Raw genomic sequence first — 23,767 nt, 5'->3', positions numbered from 1 at the left:
CGGCGCTGTGCTCCTGGCCCGTCTGCGCCCCCAGCGGCTGCGGATCATCGAATTTCATCGGCACTGCACCATCAGGCGAGGACAGAAAAACTCACGAACCGCCCACTGAGGAACTCTGCTGCCTCGGGCTGAACCGTCGCGGCGCCGAGATGCGCTCAGTCATCGGGCCGAGGAGGTGGTCTCGTCAAGGGATATCGAACAAATCCTCGAATATCGAGGCGGGGTGTGTGTTCGGATTTCTTGCGTGGCGGGAGTGGGTGAACTCCTGGCGAAAGTGACTTGTTTTTATCGGGCGGCAGCCGGCCGGTCGAGCGGGTTCATGGTCTGGTGGCGGCCCTGCCCGAAACGGTTTGATCAGCCTGCACTGAGCTCATGTGCCCAGTACAGAGGCTTCCCCGAATGATCATTCGGAGAAGTTGAACGTCTTCTTGGGTGCGAGAGCAAGGCAAGGTCTCGCCGATTACGGAAGAGGCGTTTTCGAGTCAGGTGAACCGGCTGCTTTCTCCCTGAATTCTGCAGCCCTCGGTCGGATTGTCAGAGGCGGCGTCTAGCTTTTCCAGGCAATGCAGTGCGCTTCCAGCAGGCTGCCGCACTGGCATGTCCTGCTGTCTTCAAGGGGGTTGGTGTTGCGTTCACGGTTGTGGTGGAAGGAAGTCGTACCGGACGACTGGCACGTGTTCGGGATGTCCGATGGCCTCGTGAAGGAGCGGTACCTGGCGCTGCTGGCGGCCCTGGAGGAGCTGTCCACCCGGGGGCCGATGGCGACGCTGTCGGACATCACCACTCAGCTGAAGACAGTCGGGTACCACGATCCCCTGCCCGAGGCCGAACTGCGCGCGCGCCTCGACCAGTTGGAGCACTGGGGGTTCGCCGAGCCGTTCCGCGACTACGCGGCACCACTGCGCACCCTGCAAGGCCTGTCCGCACGTGAGGAGACCTGGGCGCTGACGCGACGCGGGAGGGGCATCGTCGCCGCAGTGCGCAGCGCCGTCGTCGACATGGTGCGTGCCCTGCAACTGCCCAGCCGTCTTCTGGACCAGGTGACGGACACGCTGCGGGAGATCCTCGACCACCTGAAGAACGATCACGGGCGCCTGCCCGGTGATCTGGAAGACGTACGTACGCGCATCGATGAACTGCAGCGGGTGACAGCCGACTTCTACGCGGCACTCGCGAAAATGGTGCAGTCCGACGTGACCGACGACGACGTGTTCGGCGAGAACCGCGACCGCGTCGTCGAGGCACTGCGCCAGTTCCCCCGCGAGTACGGGCGCGGCCTACCGCGGGTCGAAGCGGCGCTCGCCGAGCTGCGCACCGCCGGACTCGCCCGCACGGTGGAAGCCGCCGCCGAGCACGCCGGACTGCTGAACGCCGCCGACCAGCAACACTGGATCGATGAGCGGGTCCGCCGCCTCGCCGACCTGGAGGCCTGGTTCAAGCCCGACGGCACCGTCCACCGGCTGATCGACTCGGCCAGCGGCGCCGTGCACACCCTGCTGGTCGCCATCGACCGCCGCTACATGGCCCGTCGCCGTGGCAGCGACCTGGGCGTCGACTTCCGGGGCCTGGCCCACAGCCTGCACCGGCAGCCGGACGACACCGAGGCCCGCCGGGTGTACGCGGCCGCGTTCGGCGACTGGCCGTCCTGGCACGCCGTCACCGGCACGGGAGAGGAGGACGTCGCCCACGGCACTCCCGCCCGGGCAGGTGCCAGCCGCTACCAGGTCGAGGTCACCCTCAGGGAGCACGAGCGGCACGGGACCTCCACCGGACGGCCCCGCAAAGTGCCCGACACCACCGCCGTCCGGGCGGCCGCGTACGCGGACGCACAGGCGGCCGCCGAGCGCCGCCGCCACCTCGCCGCCCTGCTCGCCACCGACGGTGAAGTCGGCCTCGACTACCTCGCCCGACTGCCGTTCGACGCGGCGCTCATCCTGCTCAACGCCATCGAGGTCGCGCTCAGCCAGTACCGCCCCGAGGACGGAAGCGGATGCGCCGCCGTCGACGAGGCCGGCCTCGAAGTCATCGTCAGGCCCGGTGAATCCCACGCCAACGTCACCGTCCACCTCGCCGAAGGACACCTCTCAGGGCCCGACCTCCGGCTGACCGTCACAGCACAGAGCACCACGCCCGCAACACGCAGGGCCGCCCCCGCCCAGGCAGCCGATCCCGATCGGAGCGTGGCATGAACGACCCCCTGCTGCTCGACCCCGATCTACGCGAGAGCGCCCGCCTGCTCGCCGCGACCGGGCGTCTGGCGATCGAGAAGGATGCCGAGCACTACCGGACGGCCGTGCAGCACCGCCATGCCTTGGCCGAGTACTTCCGCAGCGAACTGGGCTGGACGGTGGAGTTCCACGAAGTCGCCGGTCTGGTCCGCCTGCACAAGCGGCGAACCGACGTCCCCTGCGACCGCGGTCCGCTACTGGCACGGGACCGGCAGCCGCTCGCCGGCACCCTGGTCATGATCCTCGTCTGCCTTGCCTGCGAACAACTGTGGCGCCGCCCCCGGATGAGCGTGCGCGAACTCCTGCAAGCCATCGCCCAGGTCTGCGCCGCCGACAGCACAGACGGACACCTGCCGCCCTTTCCCGTTGTCGCCGCCGGCAACGTCAGCAAGCAAGAGGCACACCACAACCGTCACAGCCTGGGCGACGCCCTCAAAATCCTCGTCGCCGAAGGCACTGTCACTGTCGACGCCGACCTCGACCGAGCCCTGGCCGACGACAACGGCGACCTCGTCGTCACCGCCTCCCGCGACCGCCTCGCCGCCAAGTTCTCCTCACTTCCCCCCACCCTCCTCGAACTCGACAGCCTGCCGGCCAGCCAGCACGCCGTCGCCCTGTCCGCGGAATCCCTTCTCGACCACACCACCCGCACCCCGGACAGCGCCCCCACCCTGGAGCAGCGGCGTCTCAACGCCATGCGGCGACTCGTCGACGACCCCGCCACCAACCCCCTCGGCGACGCTGGCGACACCACCCCCTACCTGCACACTCTGACCGGACGCGAACGCGCCCTCAACGTCGTCGCCGCCCTCGGACTGTCCGCGACCGTGCGCCGCGACTGGTGGCAGATCACCGACCCCAGCGGCCAAGCCACCGGACTCGACTTCCCCAACGGCCGCCGCACCGAACGCCAGGCCGCCCTCGCCCTCCTGGCCACCCTCCCCGACCGCGACGACCCGAGCGCCCCGCTGACCTTCACCGACATCACAGAACTGTTCACCCAGCTACGCGCCCGCCAGCCCCGCTGGGCCGCTTCCTACGCACGGATGCCCGCACTGGCCCGGGCCGCCACCGCCGAACTCACCCACGTCGGACTGCTCATCCCGCAGCCGGACATCCCCGACACATGGCTGCCCACACCCGGAGTGCACCTGTGGCGCGTCCGCGTCCGCCAGCCCACCCCACCGCCCGGCACCGCCTCACCGGAATCCGACACCGCCGCCCACCGGGTGACCGGAACCACCTCCACCCTCGACACCGTGCAGCAGGCCAGCCAAGGAGACGACCGATGAAGTCCGTCGAGCAGACCGCCCCGGACCCAGCTCTGACAGGCGCCGGCATTCCAGACATCGGCACCCCCGGCACTGAAGGCCGCTGGCAGCCCACACGCGCCGGAATCGTCAACTCCTGGGCCTGGGCAAGCGAAGAGCTGTACTTCTCCGACGGCTGGCTCGCCCTCGTCGGCCCCAACGGATCCGGCAAGTCCCTCACAGCCTCCATGCTGATCACCGTCCTGCTGGACGCCGACACCTCCCAGACCGCCCTGTCGGTATCCGGCAAAGCCGCAGGCACCCTCACCAGCCGGCACACCGACTTCAACGACCGCGAGGACCGCACCGGCATCTGGTGGCTCGAGTACGGCCTGCACGATCCCACCAGTGGCACCACCCGGCACATGACAACAGGTCTGTGGCTGCGCGCCACCGCAGGCAACCTGCATCGCGCGTTCTTCCTCACCCCCGGCCGGGTCGGCACCGACCTGATGCTGGAACACGACCGTGAACCCGTCCGCCTGGACGCCCTCGCCGGTCAACTCGCCGCCTGCCACGGCGAGATCTTCACCGACTCCCGAACACTGCGCGGCTCTCTCACCCAACTCGCCCCACAGGACGAGAGCGCCTACCGCCAAGCCGTCCGCACTCGACTGTTCGCCCCGCTCAACGAGGTCCAGTTCGAGGCGCTGCTCGCCGTCCTGCGATCCCTGCGCAGCGTCCGCACCGCGGAGAACATCACCCTCGCCCGGATGAGGCAAGTCCTCACCGATGCCCTCCCCGCGCTCGACACCGACAACCTCACCCAGGTCGCCGAGGCGATGGAACGCATCTCCGAACTCGAGACCAAACTCGACCGTACCCACCAGGAAGCCAAGCTCCTGGAAGGAACCGACCGCAGCTACCGCCGCTACCTGCGCACCGTTGCTCAGGTGGAGGCCGCCGCCCTCACCGCTGCCAACACCGAGTTCGACGATCTTGCCCGCGACCTCAAGAAGGCCAACGACCAACTCGACGCCGCCCGCGAAGAATCCCAAGAAGCAGCCAGCGAGTACACCCGCGCCCAGAGCGACATCGCCCGCGCCCGGGGACAACTGACAGCAGACGACACCCTGCTGACAGAACACGCTGGCGCCGAACTACCCCACCGCGAGGAACGCGCCCGCGATCTCGCTTCCCAGGCTGAAGCCGCACAGGAACGAGCCCAGACATCTGAGACCGACGTCGAGGAGGCACTCGAAAAAGCCACCGGCAGCCGCAAGGACGCTGAGGCGTCGCAGGCCCAGCTCCGCCGGATCTGCGACGACCTACGCGCCAGTGCCAGCGCCGTGGGAGCCGACATCGCCTGCGAACGCCTCCTGAAAGCCTCCGACACCCTTGCCGCAGCCGACCACGGCACCGCACCCGTCCCGGACACCGCATCCCTGCGCAGCCACCCACTCGCGTGGGCGGAAGACCATCTGCGCCAGATCCAGACCGTCGACAGGGCCCTCAGCGCCTACCAGGGCGCACAGGACAACCAGCGCGCCGCCGCAGACGAACAACGCGCCGCCGAAGACGCGGAGCACACCCGCCGAGAGGAAGCCGACCAGACCACCAGCCGACGTCGACACACCGAGAACGAACTCTTCGCCCAGCTCCACACTTGGCAGGACAGCGCACCGCACCTCGGCCCGCTCCCGAAGGAGCTGACCGATCCGGCCCTCAGCGACGAGCGCACCGACACCGGCCAGCTCATCACCTGGCTCTCGACCACCGCCGCCAGCGCCCGCGCACGCATCGACCTGGCCGGCCACCAGGCGAGGGCGACCGCCGACGCCGCCCTCGCCCGCGCCGCAACCGCCACCGCAGAGCAGGCCCGCCATCGGCACACCGCAGCCCAGACCACCACCGACAAGGCGGCCGCCGCACACCAGGCCGCCCTCCGCCACGCACAAGCCGAGACACAGGCCGACGAAGCGCGCCAGACCCAGGCCCACCACGACCATCACGAAACCCGCAGCCGCGCCCAGGCCGCGCTCGATGCAGCCGAGCAGGCCCTCGCCGAAGCCGACACGACCGTCCTCCGGACGATTCGTCACTGGCTGGGCCTCGTCCACACCTGGCGCGCCGGCCTGGTCCACCTCACCCCCGACGACATCACCCTGCCCGACACCACCGCAACCGCAGCCGACCTGAACGCTCTGCGCCCCACCGACCTCACCCTGGCAGCGGTGCGCGCCCACACCCACGCCGCAACACGCCTCCAAGGCCACGCCGAAACCGCCGCCCGACAGGTCCACACCGCCACCGCCACCGTCACCGAGCTGACCGACAAACTGCACGTGGCCCAGCAGGCAGCCCCCCTGCCTGCGCCACCCTCATGGCGCACCCGCACACCCGAGGACGGCGTCCCCCTCTGCGAACTCGTCGACTTCGCCCCCGGCCTCCCCACCGCCGACGCAGACCGCCTCGAAGGAGCACTCCTGGTGGCCGGCCTCCTCGATGCCCTTGTCACCCCCGACGGTCAGGTGCGCGACGGCGACCTCACCCTCACCCCTGCCACCCCGGCCCCGGGCCGCACCCTGGCCGACCTGCTGGTCGTCGACGACCACCCGGCCATCGAGAAAACCCGGATCCGGGAGATCCTCGCCGCCATCCCCGTCGACACCCCCGGCAGCGACCCTGCCGCCGGCCGGCTGGCCCACGGCGTCCTCACCGCCAGCGCCCCCACCGAATACCAGTCCGCCTTCATCGGCCGCACCACCCGCGAGAAGATCCGCCGCCAGAGGGTCAAACGCATCGAAGACGACCTGGCCGCCGCACGTCTCACCCTCCAAGCGGCCGAGGAACACCTGGCACGCTGCCACCAGGACATCACCGACGCCGCCGAGGAACGCGACGCTCTCCCGCCCTCCACACAGGTCGACGAAGCCCGCTCCCACGCTGCCGACCAGCGCACCACTGTGCAAACACTCCAGCAGCGCACCGCGACGGCCCTGGCCCAAGCCGACCAGGCCCTGCAGCGTGTACTCGCCGAACTCGGGGCCGCAGCAGCCACCCGCGCCGCCACCGTCGCCACTGCCGCACTCACCCACGACCACGCCCGCAGCAACGCGCAGCAGGCCGCCGAAGACGCCCAAGCCGCCGCAGAGACAGCGGCCGAACAGACCGCCACCGCCCAATCCAGTGCCGATGCCCGCACCCGCGCAGCCGACGCACAGCAGGCGGCCGACACCGAACAGACAGCCTTTCCCCATCAGGAGATCGAGGCCGTCGACGCAGCCCACAGCGCCGAGGACACAGCCGAACAACACCTCAACCAGGCCCGCGCCGACGCCGTAAAAGCCACCACCCGTCACGAAGACGCAGGCAAGGCCGTCACCCAGGCCCTGCGCACACTCAACCGCGCCGCAACGCTGCCCGGAGGCGACCTGCTGCGCACCGAAACGAAATACCTCGACGACCGCAGGGAAGCAGTCGCCCGGCTCGTCGGCCATGTCCAGGCCTGGGCACCGGCCTCCCACCGAGTGAGCGACCTGCTCAAACGGGCAGACAGCGACCGTCAGGCACTCGACGAGCGCCACACCCGCCACACCCAAGCCGAGCAGGAAGCCTCCCGGCTCCGGCGACGTGCCGAGGAAGAAGCCGCCCACGTCGCTGAAATGCGCACCCTGTACGGCGCGCAGTACGAAGAACTGCGCGCCCGCCGGGACACCACCGCCGAACAACTCCACCGGGCCGAAGAACGCGCCGAGCAGTGCCTCGCCCGCCGGCAGGAAGCAGACAGGCAGGCCAGCTCCGCCCAGACCGCCCGGGAAATGGTGGCTCCACGCCGGGAGGCCGCCGAACGCAACCGGGACGTGTGCCTGGCCCGCCTCGGACGCCTGGCCGACGAACGCCTCGCCGTCCTTCCCGACGACCTGCCCGCCGACAACGGCCGCCCGGCCAACCTCACCGCAGGCCTGGCCTGGGCCCGACACCTGCTCACCGACACGTCCGCCGGCACCGACCGACACCAGGCCCTGGAACGGCAGCGCGACCGCGACCTGAACGCACTGGAAACCGCCGCCCGCAAGGCCAGCGCCGGTCTGACAGGATTCGACCGCCAGGTCACCGTGGTCGGCATCGGCGACACCCCATGGCGACGCGCCGTCGTCGCCGATCCCGCAGCCGTGCGCGGCGAAGACGTCTCCACCACCGTCCACGACCTCAAAGCAACCGCCGCCCAACTCGAGAACGACCTGCGCGCCGACGTCAAGCAGGTCCTCAAGACCAGCCTGTTCACCCGACTCCAACGCGACATCCAGACGCGCCGCGAAGCAGCCGTCGAACTCGTCAACAAGATCCGCCACACCCTCAAGGACGTCCGCACCGGCGTCGCCCAGGTCGGCGTCCAGGTCGCATGGGACGTCCGGCCCAACGACCCCGAAGCCCAGCACATGGTGGAACTCATCGCCCGTCCGCCTGCCGACGACACCTTCGAAGCGATGTACGAAGCACTGCGCCGGCGCATGAAGGAAAAGACCGGCGAACCCTGGGCCGAACGCGTCGCCCACACCTTCGACTACCGCACCTGGTACGAGTGGACGATCTCCGTCACCCACTCCTCCTTCGAGGCCGCCGGCAAAGAAAAATTCCGCGAGATCTCCGTGCGCTCCAACCCCCTGGAAGGCCTCTCCACCGGCGAGCGACGTCTGGCCACCATGCTGCCCCTCCTGGCAGCCGCATGGTCGATGTACTCCACCAGCGGCTACACAGGTCCACGCCTGCTCTCCATCGACGAAATCGACGCCGCCTTCGACGAAGCCAACCTGCGCAAGGTCCTGGCCCTGCTGCGCTCCTGGAACTTCGACGTCCTGGCCACCGCCCCAGACATGACCCCCTTGATCAAACGCGAAACCGAGCGCGCCATGATCCACCAGGTCCTCACCAGCGGACGCCGCCGCATCACCGTGCCCTGGCTGTGGCACGGCCACGGCGAACCTCAACCTCTCACCCTCGACCTCACCCCGGCCCAGCCCGAGGACGCGCCGTGACCGCCGACCTCAGACTCCTCGCCGCCGACCCCGAACTCGCCCCCCTGTGGCAAGCCATCCACAACCGCCTCAGCGCCGGCACCGAGCCCACACGCATCGTCGCCGTCACCGTGCCCGGCCTCACCCCCGGTGCCGTGGCCGCCCTGCGATCCTGGCTCGACACCTCCGAACAGCGCCGCCGCGGACGCACCAGCGCACCCCATACCGACCGCGGCACCAAAGTCCCCCTGCAGCCCCTCCTCCAAGCCCTCGACCTGCCCACCGACGACCTGCAGGCCCTGGTCGAAAACGCAGTCGGCCGCCCCGTCGTCAACCGCAAACAAGGCCGCCGTGACGTCGACACACTGCGCCAAGACCTCGACCACTATGCAGCCACCCACCTGCCCCACCTGCCCCGGCTGCGAGCCAGACTCCTCATCGGAACAGACCAGAACACCGAGCCCGAGACACGCCGACTCATCGATGCACTCGCCTCCCTCACACGCCACCTGCCCCACACCCCACCCCGGGCCCTGGCCAAACTCGCCCACGACCACGCCGGCGACCCGCACTACTTCGACCCCGCCACCCTGCCCGGGCAACGCCTCATCTCCGCCGTCGCCGAACTGACCGGCCGACCCGAACCCACCCGTCCCGACCACATCCGCGCCCTGCTCGCCGACCACGGCATCCTCGCCGACAGGCTCTCCGCGACCGTTCTGCTCCACCACGTCCGAGCTCTCGGCGACGGACCCATCGACCGGCGGCTCAACGAAGCCACCACCCCCGTCGCCCTCAACCTCCTCGACCTCACCGACACCCCGCCCCGACTGGCCTCGCAGACCCTCACCGTCGTCGAAAACCCCTCCGTCCTGGAAGCGGCGATGGAACACGCCAGCACTCGGCCGATCGCCTGCACCAGCGGCCAGCTCCGCGCCGTCGACCACGCCCTCCTCCAACTTGCAACAGACCAGGGACTGCAACTCCGCTACGCAGGCGACCTGGACGGCGCCGGCCTGCACATCGCCGCAGCGGTGCAACAGATCTACGGGGCAGAACTCGTCGCCATGGACGCCACCCTTGTCCGGGCGGCAGGTGACCAGCCCTCCAGCATCCCTCTCGGACTCCTGCCGAGCAGTTGTGACCCCGCGCTGGCCGCCCAACTGCGTGTGTCAGGGCGCGTCCTCTACCAAGAACACGACACTGTGCTCACGCATCTCCTCGACCTGGCGCCCCCGGAACCGGGCACGCCACGCTCACCTTCGTAGCGCGTAGATAGGTGACGCTGAACGCCGCGCAGGCGGGGGAGTGGCTCACAGCCCAGCGCACCCAGGCCGACCGTCTCCACCCCGACAACGACGAACTGGGGCGGGGACGCGAGCGTCGTGGGGGTGTTCTCAGTCCTCGTTGTCGGGGATGTCGTCGTCCTGGGCTGCTGTCAGCACCTGCCTGACAGCGGGAGGGGCCGATGGTGGCGTGCAGGCGGGTGAACAGGTCTGGGCGGATGAGCAGGTCCGCTCCCGCGACAACGGGTAGGAGCGGTTCAAAGCCTCCGTCGTGGACGAGGTGGCCTCGCCACTGGCGGCCGGCGCGGACGGAGGGCGGCATATCGTACAGCGCGGCTCGCAAGACGGAACCGCTCCAGTGCGCCCGGCCCAAGTCCCCGGCAGGGATGCAGGTCGAAGATCGCAATGTGGATGACCTGTCAGAAATGCCGCGCTGGCCAGCGTGAATGATCCAGGCGGAAGATCGTCGGTCCTACTTCTGGTGCAGGGCAGGGCTCCAGGGTTCGTGCGCGGGGAAGGGGCTGTTTGCGACGGCCCGTACCGGGGATCGGCAATGGGATGTCGGTGACGGCTCGTAAGCTTGTGGGTGTGCCGACGACCGACGCCTCCTCTCCGTACGCGACGGGTGGGGGCGGTGTCTGGCTCGAGCACCGTTATGCGGCGACGCTGGTTGCCGCCCTGCTGACCGAGGATCCGATCAGCGAGCTCGGTGACGATGTCGTCCCGCACTCGGTGCGCCTGCAGGCCAGCTACATCAGTCCGATCGACGATGTTGTGGTGGAGGGCCGCACCCGCGACGGCCAGGTGCGGCGAGTGTCGATCGGGGTGCGCAGGAACCCGGACCTGACCACGAGCGATGAGAAGTCGGTTCCGTTGGTGCGGTCCTTCCTGCGGGTGGTGACCGAACACTGGGACGAGGTGGCGGCAGGACGTTGGCGGGTGGCGCTCGCGGTCGGTGTCTCGAGCACGGCTGTGCAGCAGACCGACGCGCTGGCCCGGATCGCGCGGTCCGTGTCCTCTGCGGACGGATTCCGGACCGCTGTCGAGCGTCCCGGGGTGGCCAACACTGCGGTGCGGGCCCGTCTGAAGCATCTGGACGCCCTGGCTGTTGCGGCCTCCAAGGACGATGCAGCTCTCTCGCACGTCGACGCCGGTGAGTTGACCTGGCGGTGGCTGATGGCGTTGCGGGTACGGCATTTGCGCTTGGAGGGCGTGGACGAGTCCGACCGGACCACAGCCGTCTCCGCGCTGCGGCGCATCGTGGCCGATGAAGCGACGACGACAGCCGATGACGTCTTCGCTCGCCTGGCTGAGCGCTCCGGTGCCTGGGCCTCGTCTGCCGCGGCCCTGGACCAGGCGCTGGTGCGCCGCGAGCTCAGCGGCTTCCCGCTCGGCCGGCCCCCTTCCTACCGCCCGGCCTGGTCGGTGCTGGACAGCATGGCGCGTCGCCTGCGGGAAGGGACCCCACCGGACTTGCAGGCCGGCGATGTGCGGCTGGAACTGGACCGGAGCGAGGAGCGGGCGCGGCTCGCCGACACGATGAACCGGACTGGCCGGGCAGGCTCGGGACTGGTGGTGACGGGGGAGCCCGACGTCGGGAAGTCCGCTCTGACGATCCGAACCGCGAAACAGCTCACCGAGCACGGCGCGGCGGTGACCTGCCTGAGCCTGCGGGACCTTCCCGAGTCGGTGGCCCAGGTCGAACACCTGCTGGGCGGGCGCCCGTTGGCGGACGTGTTCGCGGCGGGAGAGACCAGCAAGGTCCGCCTGCTCGTGATCGACGGTGCAGAAGCCGTTCTGGAAGGCCGCCGCGAGTTGTTTCGAGAAGTCGCCACCGCTGCTTTCAGGGCCGGGCTCGGGGTGGTCGCCGTCACCCGCAACGACGGGTCTGCACGGGTGTGCGAGGTGATGCAAGCCGCTGCGTCACAAGCAGACCGCCCTGAAACGGTGGCCCAGCACCACGTACCCCGGCTCACCCTCGCCGAGCGCCGCCGCCTCGTCGAGACCTTCCAGACCTTGATCCGCTTCAGCGCCGACGCACAAGCCGAGTGGCTGGTCGGCCGGCCGGGCCTGGTCGATGTCCTGCTGCGGGCCGGCACGGTCACCGAGACCAGCACACTGCTGTCTGAAGCCGATGTGTTCGCTGCCGTGTGGAACGGTCTCGTCCGAAACGACGAGGAGTACCTTCCCGGGGGTGTGTCACCGGACGACCGGGAGCATGCCGTACTCGCCGTCGCTCGCCGCGCACTCAAGCTGCCGGACAGCACACCCACCAGCGCACGGGCCCTGCCGCGACTGCGATCCGATGCGGTGCTGCGCGCGCCAGCCAATCCGGCGTTCGCCGCAGGCGACGAGTTCGCTACCGACCTGATGCGCGACTTCGCCCTGTGCCGCCTGTTCCTCACCGCAGGCTGGGAACCCTTGAGGAAAGCCAAAGCGCCCCGCTGGACCATCCGCGCAGCGCGGCTTGCCTGCCAGGTGAAGCTGCTGGCGGGGGACCCGGCGGCCGCCTGGCGCGAACTGTGCCACGAATTCCAGCAGTTCGGTGGGCAAGAGGGGCAGCGATGGACGGAAGTCCCGATGGAAGCACTCCTCACCCTCGGCAACGCCCAGAGCGCGATCGACAGCGTCTGGGACGACCTGACCGCCGATGACCACAGCGGACTCAAGACCCTCCTGCGCCTCGCCGACCTGCGCTACGTCACCAGCACCATCGCGGATCCCTTCACCCTCGCACCAGTAGTAGCCCTGACCTACTGCACCGACCGTGACCTGGGACAGAACAACCGCTATTCACAAGGGATGGGCAAGACCATCCGCCATCTCGTGCTGGCGTGGCTGCGCGGCATGGCCCGCGACACCCAGCACCCCGACCCACTGCGCCAGCAGGTACGCGACCACGTCCTCGCCATGCACCCGGAACACTACGACGACTTCGCCGTCGAGGCCCTGGCCACCCTGGGGCCTGACACCGACGAAGCCAGCGAACAGTGGCTGCGGGAAACTGCAGCCCAAGCCCCAGGACAGCTGGCGGCCGCCGTGGAGTCATTCGGCGCCATTCCCATGGCCCGGACCCATCCGCGGCTGCTCCTGGACCTCACCGAGGCCTACTACATCCACCAGCCCAGGCGAAACCGCTGGGGCGGCGGGGGCCTGCACGACGACGGGATCCGCCGCCACAGCCGCCAGACCGGCTTCGGCCCGCCGTTCGCCGCCTGGCACTTCGGACCGTTCTACTGGCTTCTGCACAGCCTGACCGCCGACACCCTCGACATGATCAACCGGATGCTGGACCACGCAGCGACGTTCCGTGCCCGTACCCCGCAGGACGAACCGGCTGCCCCGCTGCAGGGAATCAGCCTCGACATCCCCGGCATCGGACCCCGCCATTTCGTCGGGGACCAGCATGTATGGGGCTGGTACCGCGGCTCGACCGTCGGACCCCACCCGTGCATGAGCGCCCTGATGGCGGTCGAACGGTGCGCCGACAGCCTCATCGCAGCCGGGATCCCCTACGAGAAGGTCGTGCACCTGCTGCTGCGCGGCTGCAACAATCTCGCCATGGCCAGCCTGGTCGTCGGCCTACTCGTCCGCCGTCTCCACGACGCCGGGAACCTGCTGGACGTCTGGCTCACCTCACCGTCCGTGTGGAGCCTGGAGACATCGAGGACCAGCGCCGAAGGCCGTTTCCACGTGCGAGGAGCCGAGCCGGACGACGTGGTCGGCGCCCACCGGCGCACGACGACCCCGCGCGAAGCCGCCGCAGAACTGACCCAGCAGGCCATGATCACAGGCGACCAACAACGACTGGACGCCCTCACCGAGGTCGCCGACCGGTTGATCGCCAATGCGCGCGCCGAACTCGGCGAAGACCCCGACGGGCAACTCACCAGGGTCCAGGGATGGGCGTCGCTGCTACGGCCTGAAAACCACCCCGCCTACCGAACCGCCGACAACAAGACCGTCCTGCAGTACACGCCTCCCGCCGAAGTCGCCGAGAGTTTCGCCCCGCTCGCAGCCCAGGCGGCTGCCGGCAGCGAAGCCCTGCGCCTGCAGCACACCTACGGCGACGAGGACACCCAGCCCGAACAATGGCCCACCGACTCGCTTCTCGCCGATCTCGAGCTCGCACGACAGATCGCCGCCGATCCGCCCTCCTTCGGCACCCTGCACCCGCAGGACGCCCCGGCCGCCGTCGCGGCCGCCGCAGTCATCAGCCACGCACGGGGGCTGACCGTCGTCCCCGACGACGACCTGCGCTGGGCCGCCGACATCCTCCTCGACACCCCTACCACCGCGCCCGTCGACAGCGGGGACGACGAAACCTGGGTGGTATATCCGATGGCCGCCTCCGCCTCGGCCGCCCGCGCCCTCCCCTCCCTCCTCCTCGCCCCGTTCGACCACCTCGGCATCGCCCACGACCGCATGGAGCGGACCATCACCGCCCTGGCCGCGTGGCCGGACGGCATCCGCACCTTCTTCGCCGCCGGCTGCACCCCCGTGTGGGAAGCTCCCTGCGCGGAAGCGGACGAGACCACCCCCTGCCGACGCCACAAGCCCCTGTGGGCCGCCGTCCAAGCAGCTCTCGGCCACTGCCGCCTCGGCCCCTGGCAATCCGGAAACCGCCCGCCGCAGTTCCTGCCACCCCCCTACACCGACACCCTGCCCACCGTCCCGCCCACCGGCCTGCTCGTGAACCGGCTCGCCATGCCGATCGCCTGCACCGCCGCCGCCCGCCACACCGCCTGCCTGACCGAGCACGCCACCGCCCTGTTCCCGGCGCTGATGGACGCGCACCGCAACGGCACCGACCACTGGATGACCGAGGGCTACGCCGGATACAACAGCCCCGAACGCGAACTCGTCGTCCGCGCCCTCATCACCCTCACCGCCGACGGCACCGAAGGACCCCTTACCGCGCACCTGCGCTCGTTCGCCGCCAACGCCAACGCCCTGCAGCAACTGCTGAACGACGCCGCCACCCTGAGCACCTACGACCCTCAGCTGCGTGCCCTGCTCCCGGTCGTCTGGCCGCTGATCATGACCACCACGCTCGACGCCCTCGACGCAGGCGCCGACCTGGGCCGAGGAAGCGAACGATGGGCCGACTACGCCATCGCCGCCCTCCTGCCGACTCCGCAACCGCGCACTGCTGACCCTCGTTTCGACGAGACCCTCACCCGCGCGAACAGCGACTGGCTCGCGCCTGATGCCCTCGGTGAGGCGGCCGAACGATGGCTCGACCTGGCCCGCGGCGAACCCATGGCCGCCGACGCGCTGGCCCGCTTCGCCCGCACCGCCCCCTCCACCTGGCAGTGCGCCACAGGCCTGGCATGGCTGGAGCACATGATCGACGGCCGTTACGACGCCTTCGCCAACCACTGCTGGTACGTCACCCGCTGGCTGACCGAACTCCGCGAAACCGCCCTTCTCGACACCGTCACACTGAGCCGATGGCGCCGGATCGTCGACGGCCTTGCCGCATCCGGCGACCGAAAGGCTGTCGATCTACAACGCATCGACGAATAACCCCACCCAGGCTGCCCGGGCCACTCCAACGCTGTGCCCCGGCCTGCCGGGCACGCCAGGAACCCCGCATGACGCCCCAGCCGCCAAGGCACCTGCCGTGACGAAGCAACCCAGCACCGCACCGGAAGATCACCAGGGGGCGGCAGCAGCCCCCTCGGCTGCCAGCCCGTTCGCCAACAGCGCCTGCCACTGCCGGTCGGGATCATCATCCTTGCGCCGTGCGGCCAGCTCTTCCAGTGCCTGCCGGTCACCCGCGTCGGCAGCCTGCCGCGCGAGGCGCTCGGCCTCGACGAACTGACCTGCCTTTTCCAGGCGTTCGGCGAGCATGCCTGGCGCCCACGCCAGAGCCTCGTCGTAGGCGCGCCGCAGCAAGGGCATGGCCTGCTCCCCGGCACGGCCCTGGGCCAGGCGCCACAGCGTCCACGACCGCTGGCCGGCTGGTGCCCTCCAGGCAAGCTGCTCGGCCTCTTCCCCCAGGCCGGCCTCCTCGCGGCCTTTCACCAGCTTCCACAGCGGCGTGGTGTAGCCGCGGGCGGCGGCGTACAGCGCCCACTGGTCGGCTTCCTCCCGCAAGCCAGCCAGCTCGGCCCGTTCCATCAGCGTCCTCACGGCCTGCCCCACACGGGCAGCTGCCGCACGCTCCAGCAGCGTGCGACGGACGTCGTCGGGGACTTTTCCGTCGTGCACAGCACGGTGCGCCTGCACCCACAGCGCCCACGGGGTGCCCCGCTCCGCCTCACTGTCCAGCAGCGCTTGTGCCTCCTGGTCCTGCCCGCGCTCGCGCAGCCGCCGCAGCAGCCGCTCCAGCGCCCAGGAGTTCCCGCCCCGGGCGACCTGCCGGAGCGCGTCGTCGCCCGCCGCTGTCACGACCAGGGCCAGATGAAGTGATCTTGGCGTTCTGAGTGTTTCTTGACCTGCGGGGCTTCAACAACATGCGGACGATGTCCGGAAGCGGCTGACCTGCAGATTCTCTGATTTGGAGCTCTCTGACCTGGCTCACCGCAACATGCCCTGGACTGACATCAAGTGCTCCTGGACGTGTTATGTAGCGGTGATCAGGGCGACTTGGGCGGCCCGCTTGCGGGCTCTTAGCGATCTTTCGTGGAGTGCTTGTGGCGTCGGCGGGCGTGATCGATGGCCTCGGCGCGCCTGGCACCTCAGGGGCGCGATGGACTTCCGGTACGGCCGTTTGCGGGTGTGGCGGACGCGGGTGATGTTCTACTGAGCGTGTTGTTGGTTGCGGTGTGGTGGCCGCTTGAGTGGGAGATCGTGTTCGGTGCCTGACCTGCCAGCCCCGAGTTCGACGGGGGTTCGTATCGCCGGTGACCGGTATCAGTGGCTGGTGGCGTGGCAGGGGTGCGTCACGGCGGTCCGGGATGCGGAGCTGCGCGCACCGAACCCGGTGGTGGCGGTCGGAGTCGAGGTCGACGGCGTGGGAAACGTGGATGACGTCGTCCTGTACCGAAAGACGCCGCCGCACACCTACATGCAGGTCAAGTACGCCGCGGACAGTTCCACCCCGGTCAACGAGGACTACCTGCTCAAGCTCAGCGACCAGGGTGGCCCGTCGATCCTGCGGAAGCTGGCGCAAGCCTGGCAGCAGCTCACCGAGGACGGCACGCCGGTCGATCTCGCGTTGCTGAGCAACCGGTCCCCGGACGCCGAGGACCCGCTCATCTCGCTGCGGGATTCCCGTACTCAATTGCTGGTGCCCAAGGCGGCGCAGCAGGGCCCGAGATCGAAGAAGGGGCAGGCGCGCGGACGTTGGGCCGAGGGCGCCGGGCTGAGCGAGGAGCGGCTGCTGGACCTGTTGAAGGTGCTGCGCTTCGACCTGGCACGGGACGTGATGCACCTGCACGAGCACTTGCGGATGCTGATGGTCGCCACAGGGCTGCGGTTCGACGAGGAAGCGGTGCACGCCGGAGCGGACTGGGTGGCGCGGCAAGTCGCCGACGGGCAGCGCCGGTTGCCCCTTGCAGACATCAGAGAGGCGATCCGGTCTCTGCGCCTGGAAGTCGGCTCCTCCCGCGCAGTGGTGTCCATCGCCACCCTGAAGCCGGATCCGATGGCGGAGGACGCCGATTACGCGGTGGACTGGGTGGACCGTTTCGAGGGCGACTCACCGTACGTGAAGCGGCGCCCGCAGGCCCCGGCGACCTGGGCGCAGTTGCAGGAGGACATCGAAGCGGCACCGTATCGGATGCCGCCGGGCACGGCCGCGGTCGCCGTCACCGGCAGCCTGCGTCTGGCACCCGCATTCGTGGTCGGCGCCGCTTTTCGCATGGTGACCGGCGTCGACCTGGCCGTGGCCCAGCGCGACCAGCTGTGGTCGTCCGACGAGGCGTACGAGGCTCCGCTGGCGCCGGCCGTTGACGAGCACGCCCTCGATCTCGGACCGGATCTTGCCGTGGCTGTCGCGATCGCCATGGACCCGACACAGGACGTGCTGGACTTCCTGCGTGAGCAGCAGGTTCCCGTATCCCATCTGCTGGTCCTGCGCCCGCCCGGGGGAGCGAAGGACAACTCCGTCCCGGACGCGGGAGCGGCCAACGCCCTGGCTGTCGGTATCCGGGACCTGCTGCGGCGTGCCTGCCGTGCACACCCGGCGATCCACCTCTTCCAGGCCGGGCCCATGGGCCTGTCCCTGCTGCTGGGCAATCGGTGGAACCGTCTGCGCCCCACCACCGTGTACGAGGACGTCAACGCGCAGCAGGTGTACGAGAAGGCGTTCGTCATCGACGCGTGAACCTCGGCAAGCCGTTACAACCCAGCCGCCGACGGCGGCGTGCCCTGCGCCAGGTGCAGGTCGTGGTGGACCAGAGTGAGCCGGTCGCGGGCCGTCAGCCAGCCCAGCGCCACAGCGATCGGCAGGGGGCCGTGGAAGAACAGCAGCCCCTCCACCGCGCTGGCCCCGCCGAGACGCTGCGCCCACTCCTGCCGCGCGGCCTGCCAGCACTCCCAGACGTAGGTGGTCACCACGGCGTAGAGAGCGGAATCGTCGGGCAGGTAGGCGTTGCCGGTGTCGATGACGAGGTAGGCACCACACGGGCCGTTCGCACTGGTCGCGCCCGGGGACGGCAGGCGGTAGCCGGTGTGGTGTCCCGGCCCGTAGGTGACCTGCCCGGTTACCGCCACGTGGCGGGCGTCATCGACCATGGAACCGGCAGACGCCAAGCGCACGATTAGCGCGATCCGATGACGTTGCTGTCCTGCTGCCTCGGGTATCGCCACCAGCTGCGGACGGCCGGGCGCGGGAGCCGCCAGGTGCCGGCCCACCTGGCCGCGCTGATGGGAGCCGAGCACGGCACGCAGCGAGCTGCCCAGGCCGACTCCAGGGATCACCGAGCGCCCGGCCTGCTGCGACAGGTGCATCACCGCCAGTGACAACTGGGCATCGTCGGCCAGACGTCGGCCCAGAAGGAACCCGTCTTGCAGGTGAGCGAGCACGTACAGCGCGACCTCGGGCTCCGTCCCACCGGCTGCCCGCAGCTCTTCGACCTGCGCATCGATGAGCCGGGCGACGAAGTCGACGACGCCCGAACGGCCCTGCACGAAGCGCTCGCCGGGCCACAGGACCGCGCGATCGACGACCAGTGTCGCACTGTGCGCGCGGCGGGAAGCGTTCTTGAGAGCCACGACCCGCGAGGCCTGCGTGCGGTCTGACGGATACAGGCTGACCACCACGCCAAGTCCGCGCGGGCGCTGCAGCACCCACCCCACCAGTACCAGGACGAGGGCACCGGCGAAGACGACGCCGAACACCCACGGCCGGTTGGTCCACTGCTCCAGGATGTTGGGCACGACACCGAGCGCGATGGCCGTGCAGGCCGCCATCAGCACGGTGCCGCCGCCCTCCCGGGAGAGCACCAGCCGCCTCAACTGCCCGAGCCACCTCATGTGAACCCCGCTCCTCGGCCTGGGACGCCTCGGCTGAAGGGTCCTGCTGTGATCCTGCGTCGAGAGACGCGAGCGTTCCATACCCGGCATCGGAGTATGCCGCGCCCCCGCCTGACGGCCCCGGCAGGGACTGTCCCTGTCCAGTCGATCAGCACCTGCCACCCGTGCCGAGCCCGCGGTTCCGGCGCCCACCCCCTTGATGATCAACTAGCTCTGGCGTGAGGGGCGTTGTCAGTGGTGGGTCTTACCGTGGTGAGTGAGCAGCCATCGATGCCTGTTTGCGGCCGCGGCACCCGCTCCGGGAGCCTGCGGCTGCGGCGTGCACCCGGGCTGGACGACGCGCCCGAGGAGGCACACCGCATGGGGATCGACGACGCATTCGACGCGTTCCAGAAGACCGTCAACGAGGACATCGAGAAGACCAGACTCGCCCGCGAGCGCCGGGACCTGTTCAAGACCGCCCTGCGAGGCGAGCCGGACATCCTGGAGGTGTTCGGCTCCGGCTCGCTCAGCCGCAGCACGCAACTCAGGCCCATCCACGACGTGGACATCATCGCTATCTACGACCCCGACGAGCACCCCGAGTGGGGAATCGACGGGCCCAGCGCGGAAGAGGCCCTTGACTACATCCGCGGCCAGGTCAACCGGCTGCTGAGCCAGAGCAGCGGCACCCACGACAACGTGGTGAGGCACACCCTGCTGCGCAATCACGCGGTCAAGTGCTTCCTTGACGACCCGGACGACCCGGATGCCTTCACCGTGGACGTCATGGCCGCGCTGCGCCAGGACGGCGCACTGCTCATCCCCGAGAAGCTCAACACCCGGTGGGTGCCGGCCGACCCGGAGTACCTCATCGACAAGGTGGCCGACCACCAGCGCGCCTGGTCGTACTTCCGGCCGCTGGTGAGGGTGCTCAAGCAGTGGCGGCACACGGTGCCGGTCGAGGGGCGCATCAAGTCCCTCGTCATGGAAGTCCTCGCCCTGAACTGCATGCCCAAGTCCGGCAACCGGGCCGAGGGACTGAAGACGTTCTTCACCGCCGCCGCAGTCCAGGTCAACGAAGGCGTGTGGGACCCAGCCAATCTGTGCGGGGAGATCCAGCCGGACCTGGACCGTACGGGCCTGTCCGCGGCGTTCGCCGAGGCTGCTGACATCGCCGAGCGGGCGTGCACGGCGGCCGCCGAGGGCGACACCGACCATGCGCTGCGCTTGTGGCAGGAGATCTTCGGCGAGGACTTCCCGGCTCCGGCCGCCCCGGCCAAGGCCACCACTCTGATCACTGCGCCCGCGCTCATCACCCCGCGCCCCATCAAGGACGCCCCCCAGGGATGACGACCATGCCCACCCCAGCCGAGCGCACCCCCATCTCCTGGTGGGCGTGCGAACCACGCCGACTCCACCGCGACCGCGAGGAGATCACCACCCGGTTCCCCGGCCTCGCCTGGAACAACGAAGGCGCCGGAAGCTGGGAAGGCACGCTGCCGCGCTGGCCGTTCGACCGGCCCGAACCCGAGCACCTCACCGACTGGATCGGCGATGAAGGACTCCTTCTCCGCGTCGAATACAGCCAGGCCTACCCCATGGTGGCGCCCCGGCTCGTCCCCTTGCACCCGTTGCCCGCACCGTACGAGTGGACCCAGCACCGCTGGCATGTCAACGGTGACGCCACCCTGTGCCTTCTGCGCGACGACATATGGACGGGCCGCGAGTCGGTCGTCGACCTGCTGCTCAAAGCAGCCGGCTGGCGCGTCGAATACGCACTGGTGAAGTCGGGCGTGATCGAGCAGATGTCCGCCAACGGCATCGTCGACGACCCCTGCTTCGACCACTTCCTCACCCAGCCCCCAGCTCCGCCCGACGGCACCGAACGCAGCAACCAGGCCACAGCCGGACAGGACCGCCCAGCGTGCTGATCCTCATCCCGCAGCAGGCAGCAGCCCAAATACGGTCCCTGGGATCGTGGGGACGGCTGTCCCTGCGCATCAACGACCCGGAGCAGTACGCCGTTGTACGCGGCCTGTCGCAACAAGGCCAGGCGATCCTCCCGGTGGAACCGTCACCCGAGCACCGTCTGCTGGCCAGCTACCCGCCCGTCTCGACCGGCTGGTGGCTGAGCGCCAGTCCCGACCTGCACCTGATGTGGCTGGCCCTGAGGGCGCGACGCGGTACCTCTCTCAAACTCGACGCATTCCGAGCCGCCGTGCCCAACGGCTACAAAGCACCCGGAGCACCGGGCTACGTGGCTATCACCTATGCCCCAGGGCTGAAGGACGCCTACCCCGAGCACGATCTGCCGGACCTTCTCGCCTGGCATGTCACGCCTGACGGTGCGCAGCCCGTCGCCGTGTCCGTCGAGCCCGACACCATCGGTATCCAGCAACTGAACGACCACTGGCCCGTGCAGGAGCTGCAGAGCAAGCGGATCATGCTCATCGGGGCCGGAAGTATCGGCTCGGCCACCGCGCACGCCCTCGCCGGCTACGGCCTCGGTGCTCTCACCCTCGTCGACCCTGACCGGCTCGACTGGCACAACCTCGTCCGGCACACCAGCGCCCGCAAGCACACCGGCCGGTACAAGGTCACTGCTCTCGCCGAGGAGCTCACCGCTCTGCGTCCCGACACGAAAGTCGACGCCCGGGCCCTGGACGTCATCGAGCACGCTGACCGGATCCGTCCTCTCCTCACTGACACTGACCTCGTCGTATGCGCGGCAGACGGGGTGGCGGCGCGCCGTGTCACCGGCCACCTGGCCCGCCGCGCCGGCCTCACCGCCGTTCTCGCCTGTGTCCTGGAAGACGGCGCCCTCGGCGAGATCCTGCGACTCCACCCCTGGCCCCAGCACGGCTGTCTCACCTGCCGGCGCCACAACCTCACCGAGGCCGGCAGCCTCGACCCCGAACCCACCCTGGACGCCGGCTACGGCACCGGCACCCGGCACCGTCCCATGACCGCCGTCGGCTCTGACCTCCACCTGGTCGCCCACCTCGCGGCCAAGATCGCCGTCGCGACCCTCCTCGAACGCGCCGGACACCCCGACCAGCGCCTGCCGGGCGAGCACGCCCTGCTCGGCCTGCGCCGCCAACCCGACTGGGCCCCACCGTTCGACCTCGACCGCACCGTCGAACTGCGCTGGCTCGACGCCACCCCGCCCCGGCCCGGCTGCCCCACCTGCGAAGCACCATGACTCAGCGGCCCGTCGCCACCGTCCACCTCACTGCGCTGGCCGCCCAGGTCATCACCACCGAGCTGCGCACGGCGGACCACACCACAGAGACCGGGGGCATCCTGCTGGGACACCATGCCCAAGACACCGTCACCGTCCACCATGCCGGGACCCCCGGCCCCGCTGCCGTGCGCACTCCCACCTATTTCCTCCGCGACCTGGGACACGCCCAGGCCCTCGCCGACCGGGCGTTCGCCGTCGACGGCAGTGTCTGGGTCGGCGAATGGCATACCCACCCCACCGGTCGGCCGGTCCCCAGCGCACGCGACACCGCCACCTACCACCAACTCCTCGACGACCCTGAGCTGGGATTCCACAGCGTCATCGCAGTCATCTTCGCCCGCTACGAACACCGCTGGGTCGGCGCGGCCTGGGCAGCCCAGCACGACCGGATCACGCCGGTGGAGCTGCGGCTCGACGGCCCCGTCGGGTCGCGCCCCGTAGAAGGCCCCGCCCGCTAGACCGAGCGGTGCCGTACGGCACCGCTCACGATCAGGATCTTGTGGGCGGACCAGTCCGCGTGACAGGGGTCGCAGACCGTTTTGATCCATCCTCCGGGGGCGTCCTTGCGTGAGCGCGCTCGCCCAACTGCCCCACAGAATTCGCACGTAGTGGCCGCCTCCGCGACGGACGCCGCCACCAACACCCTCACGCCTTCGGGCACGGTCTGCTCACCAGTGGTGACATGGATGCGCAAGCCGCCGACCTTCTCCGACACGTCGGTGACCCGGTAGCCGGGCACGGCCACTTTGAGCTGCGTGTGCAGGCGTTCCAGCAGCAGATGCCAGCCCGGCCCGACGGCACGCAGCCGCGCGGGAATCTGCGCCCCGGCCCCAGCGAGCCGGTTCCCTTGGTCGTCCACGCAGGCATCATCCCGCCCACGACCGGTCCCATATCGGACCGTGGCCTGCATGGAGAACGGTACGGCAGATCCGTTTCGCAGAATTACACTGCCGCCTCGGACCGCTGGCGCCGGGCGAGGTTCCGGTTCACGGTGTCGACAAGATCTGCCAGGCACTGCTCGGCCTCCTGGTACGTGAGCGGTGCGCGGCCGGCCAGCCCGGTGTGCAGCAGGCGTCCGACCCGCTCGATGAGCACCTTCTCCGTTGGCCGTACCCGCCGGACGGCGGCTTGCCGCCGTGGCACCGTGGGATAGCGGGCAAGACGGGCTGCGGAGATGTGCAACGGATCGCTGTCCACGCTGAACAGCAGCGCCAGACGAGAGCCATCGCTGATGGTGACGGTGATGATGTCCGATTCCTGCATGGTGATCATCTCCTGTGTCGTGGCCGGCCCGTCCCCTCGGCGGATGCAGAGGCGGCTTTCGTCACGCGGG

The 23,767-nt window shown here is 69.6% G+C and carries 14 protein-coding genes; 10 read left to right on the top strand and 4 right to left on the bottom strand.

What is annotated here, in order from left to right:
* The first annotated feature begins 626 nt into the window (after nt 1-626).
* The 5 genes from ACLZOT_RS29860 to ACLZOT_RS29840 all read left to right on the top strand — a co-directional run bounded on the left by ACLZOT_RS29860 (nt 627) and on the right by ACLZOT_RS29840 (nt 15,311).
* Nucleotides 627-2,189, top strand: coding sequence for a DUF2397 family protein (locus tag ACLZOT_RS29860; RefSeq protein ID WP_416972228.1), 1,563 nt, complete (start codon nt 627-629; stop codon nt 2,187-2,189).
* On the top strand, nt 2,186-3,520 hold the full coding sequence (locus ACLZOT_RS29855) for a DUF2398 family protein (RefSeq protein ID WP_416972227.1): 1,335 nt from the start codon (nt 2,186-2,188) through the stop codon (nt 3,518-3,520). The genes ACLZOT_RS29860 and ACLZOT_RS29855 overlap by 4 nt, the downstream gene beginning before the upstream one ends.
* The gene (locus ACLZOT_RS29850; RefSeq protein WP_416972226.1) at nt 3,517-8,517 is read left to right on the top strand and encodes an SbcC/MukB-like Walker B domain-containing protein; all 5,001 of its coding nucleotides are present in this window, start codon (nt 3,517-3,519) and stop codon (nt 8,515-8,517) included. Before ACLZOT_RS29855 ends, ACLZOT_RS29850 begins: the two co-directional genes overlap by 4 nt.
* Complete coding sequence (locus tag ACLZOT_RS29845; RefSeq protein WP_416972225.1) at nt 8,514-9,764, top strand: DUF2399 domain-containing protein; 1,251 nt, start codon at nt 8,514-8,516, stop codon at nt 9,762-9,764. Before ACLZOT_RS29850 ends, ACLZOT_RS29845 begins: the two co-directional genes overlap by 4 nt.
* 606 nt (nt 9,765-10,370) lie before the next feature.
* Nucleotides 10,371-15,311 (top strand): hypothetical protein, encoded by a 4,941-nt coding sequence (locus tag ACLZOT_RS29840; protein WP_416972224.1) that lies wholly within the window; start codon nt 10,371-10,373, stop codon nt 15,309-15,311.
* Nucleotides 15,312-15,440: 129 nt separating this feature from the next.
* Here the strand turns inward: ACLZOT_RS29840 and ACLZOT_RS29835 are convergent, their stop codons facing one another.
* Nucleotides 15,441-16,178 (bottom strand): hypothetical protein, encoded by a 738-nt coding sequence (locus ACLZOT_RS29835; protein WP_416972223.1) that lies wholly within the window; start codon nt 16,176-16,178, stop codon nt 15,441-15,443.
* Nucleotides 16,179-16,587: 409 nt separating this feature from the next.
* On the opposite strand from ACLZOT_RS29835, the gene ACLZOT_RS29830 reads away from it, so the two are divergent.
* Nucleotides 16,588-18,057 (top strand): SAVED domain-containing protein, encoded by a 1,470-nt coding sequence (locus ACLZOT_RS29830; RefSeq protein WP_416972222.1) that lies wholly within the window; start codon nt 16,588-16,590, stop codon nt 18,055-18,057.
* A gap of 14 nt (nt 18,058-18,071) precedes the next feature.
* Here ACLZOT_RS29830 and ACLZOT_RS29825 read toward each other — a convergent pair whose 3' ends face one another.
* Nucleotides 18,072-19,208, bottom strand: a complete 1,137-nt coding sequence (locus ACLZOT_RS29825; RefSeq protein ID WP_416972221.1) for a hypothetical protein — start codon at nt 19,206-19,208, stop codon at nt 18,072-18,074.
* A gap of 360 nt (nt 19,209-19,568) precedes the next feature.
* On the opposite strand from ACLZOT_RS29825, the gene ACLZOT_RS29820 reads away from it, so the two are divergent.
* From ACLZOT_RS29820 to ACLZOT_RS29805, 4 genes are read left to right on the top strand one after another with little or no spacing between them, the layout of a single operon-like run.
* Nucleotides 19,569-20,540, top strand: coding sequence for a hypothetical protein (locus ACLZOT_RS29820; RefSeq protein WP_416972220.1), 972 nt, complete (start codon nt 19,569-19,571; stop codon nt 20,538-20,540).
* A gap of 5 nt (nt 20,541-20,545) precedes the next feature.
* Nucleotides 20,546-21,121: a hypothetical protein gene (locus tag ACLZOT_RS29815; protein WP_416972219.1), complete on the top strand. Its 576-nt coding sequence runs from the start codon at nt 20,546-20,548 to the stop codon at nt 21,119-21,121.
* Complete coding sequence (locus tag ACLZOT_RS29810; protein ID WP_416972218.1) at nt 21,115-22,392, top strand: ThiF family adenylyltransferase; 1,278 nt, start codon at nt 21,115-21,117, stop codon at nt 22,390-22,392. The genes ACLZOT_RS29815 and ACLZOT_RS29810 overlap by 7 nt, the downstream gene beginning before the upstream one ends.
* Entirely contained in the window at nt 22,389-22,892 is a 504-nt protein-coding gene (locus tag ACLZOT_RS29805; protein ID WP_416972217.1) for a Mov34/MPN/PAD-1 family protein, read from the top strand. The genes ACLZOT_RS29810 and ACLZOT_RS29805 overlap by 4 nt, the downstream gene beginning before the upstream one ends.
* Here the strand turns inward: ACLZOT_RS29805 and ACLZOT_RS29800 are convergent.
* Both ACLZOT_RS29800 and ACLZOT_RS29795 read right to left on the bottom strand, forming a co-directional pair.
* The gene (locus ACLZOT_RS29800) at nt 22,889-23,293 is read right to left on the bottom strand and encodes a hypothetical protein (protein ID WP_416972216.1); all 405 of its coding nucleotides are present in this window, start codon (nt 23,291-23,293) and stop codon (nt 22,889-22,891) included. The two genes, ACLZOT_RS29805 and ACLZOT_RS29800, sit on opposite strands and share 4 nt — an antisense overlap.
* A gap of 83 nt (nt 23,294-23,376) precedes the next feature.
* A complete protein-coding gene (locus ACLZOT_RS29795; protein WP_416972215.1) occupies nt 23,377-23,706 on the bottom strand; it encodes a hypothetical protein in 330 nt (109 codons plus the stop codon).
* Nucleotides 23,707-23,767 lie beyond the last annotated feature (61 nt).

The sequence above is a fragment of the Streptomyces sp. 4F14 genome (assembly GCF_048159485.1).
Lineage (GTDB): Bacteria > Actinomycetota > Actinomycetes > Streptomycetales > Streptomycetaceae > Streptomyces.
Note: the sequence above shows the minus strand (reverse complement) of the source record. Positions and strands in the feature narration are given on the sequence as shown.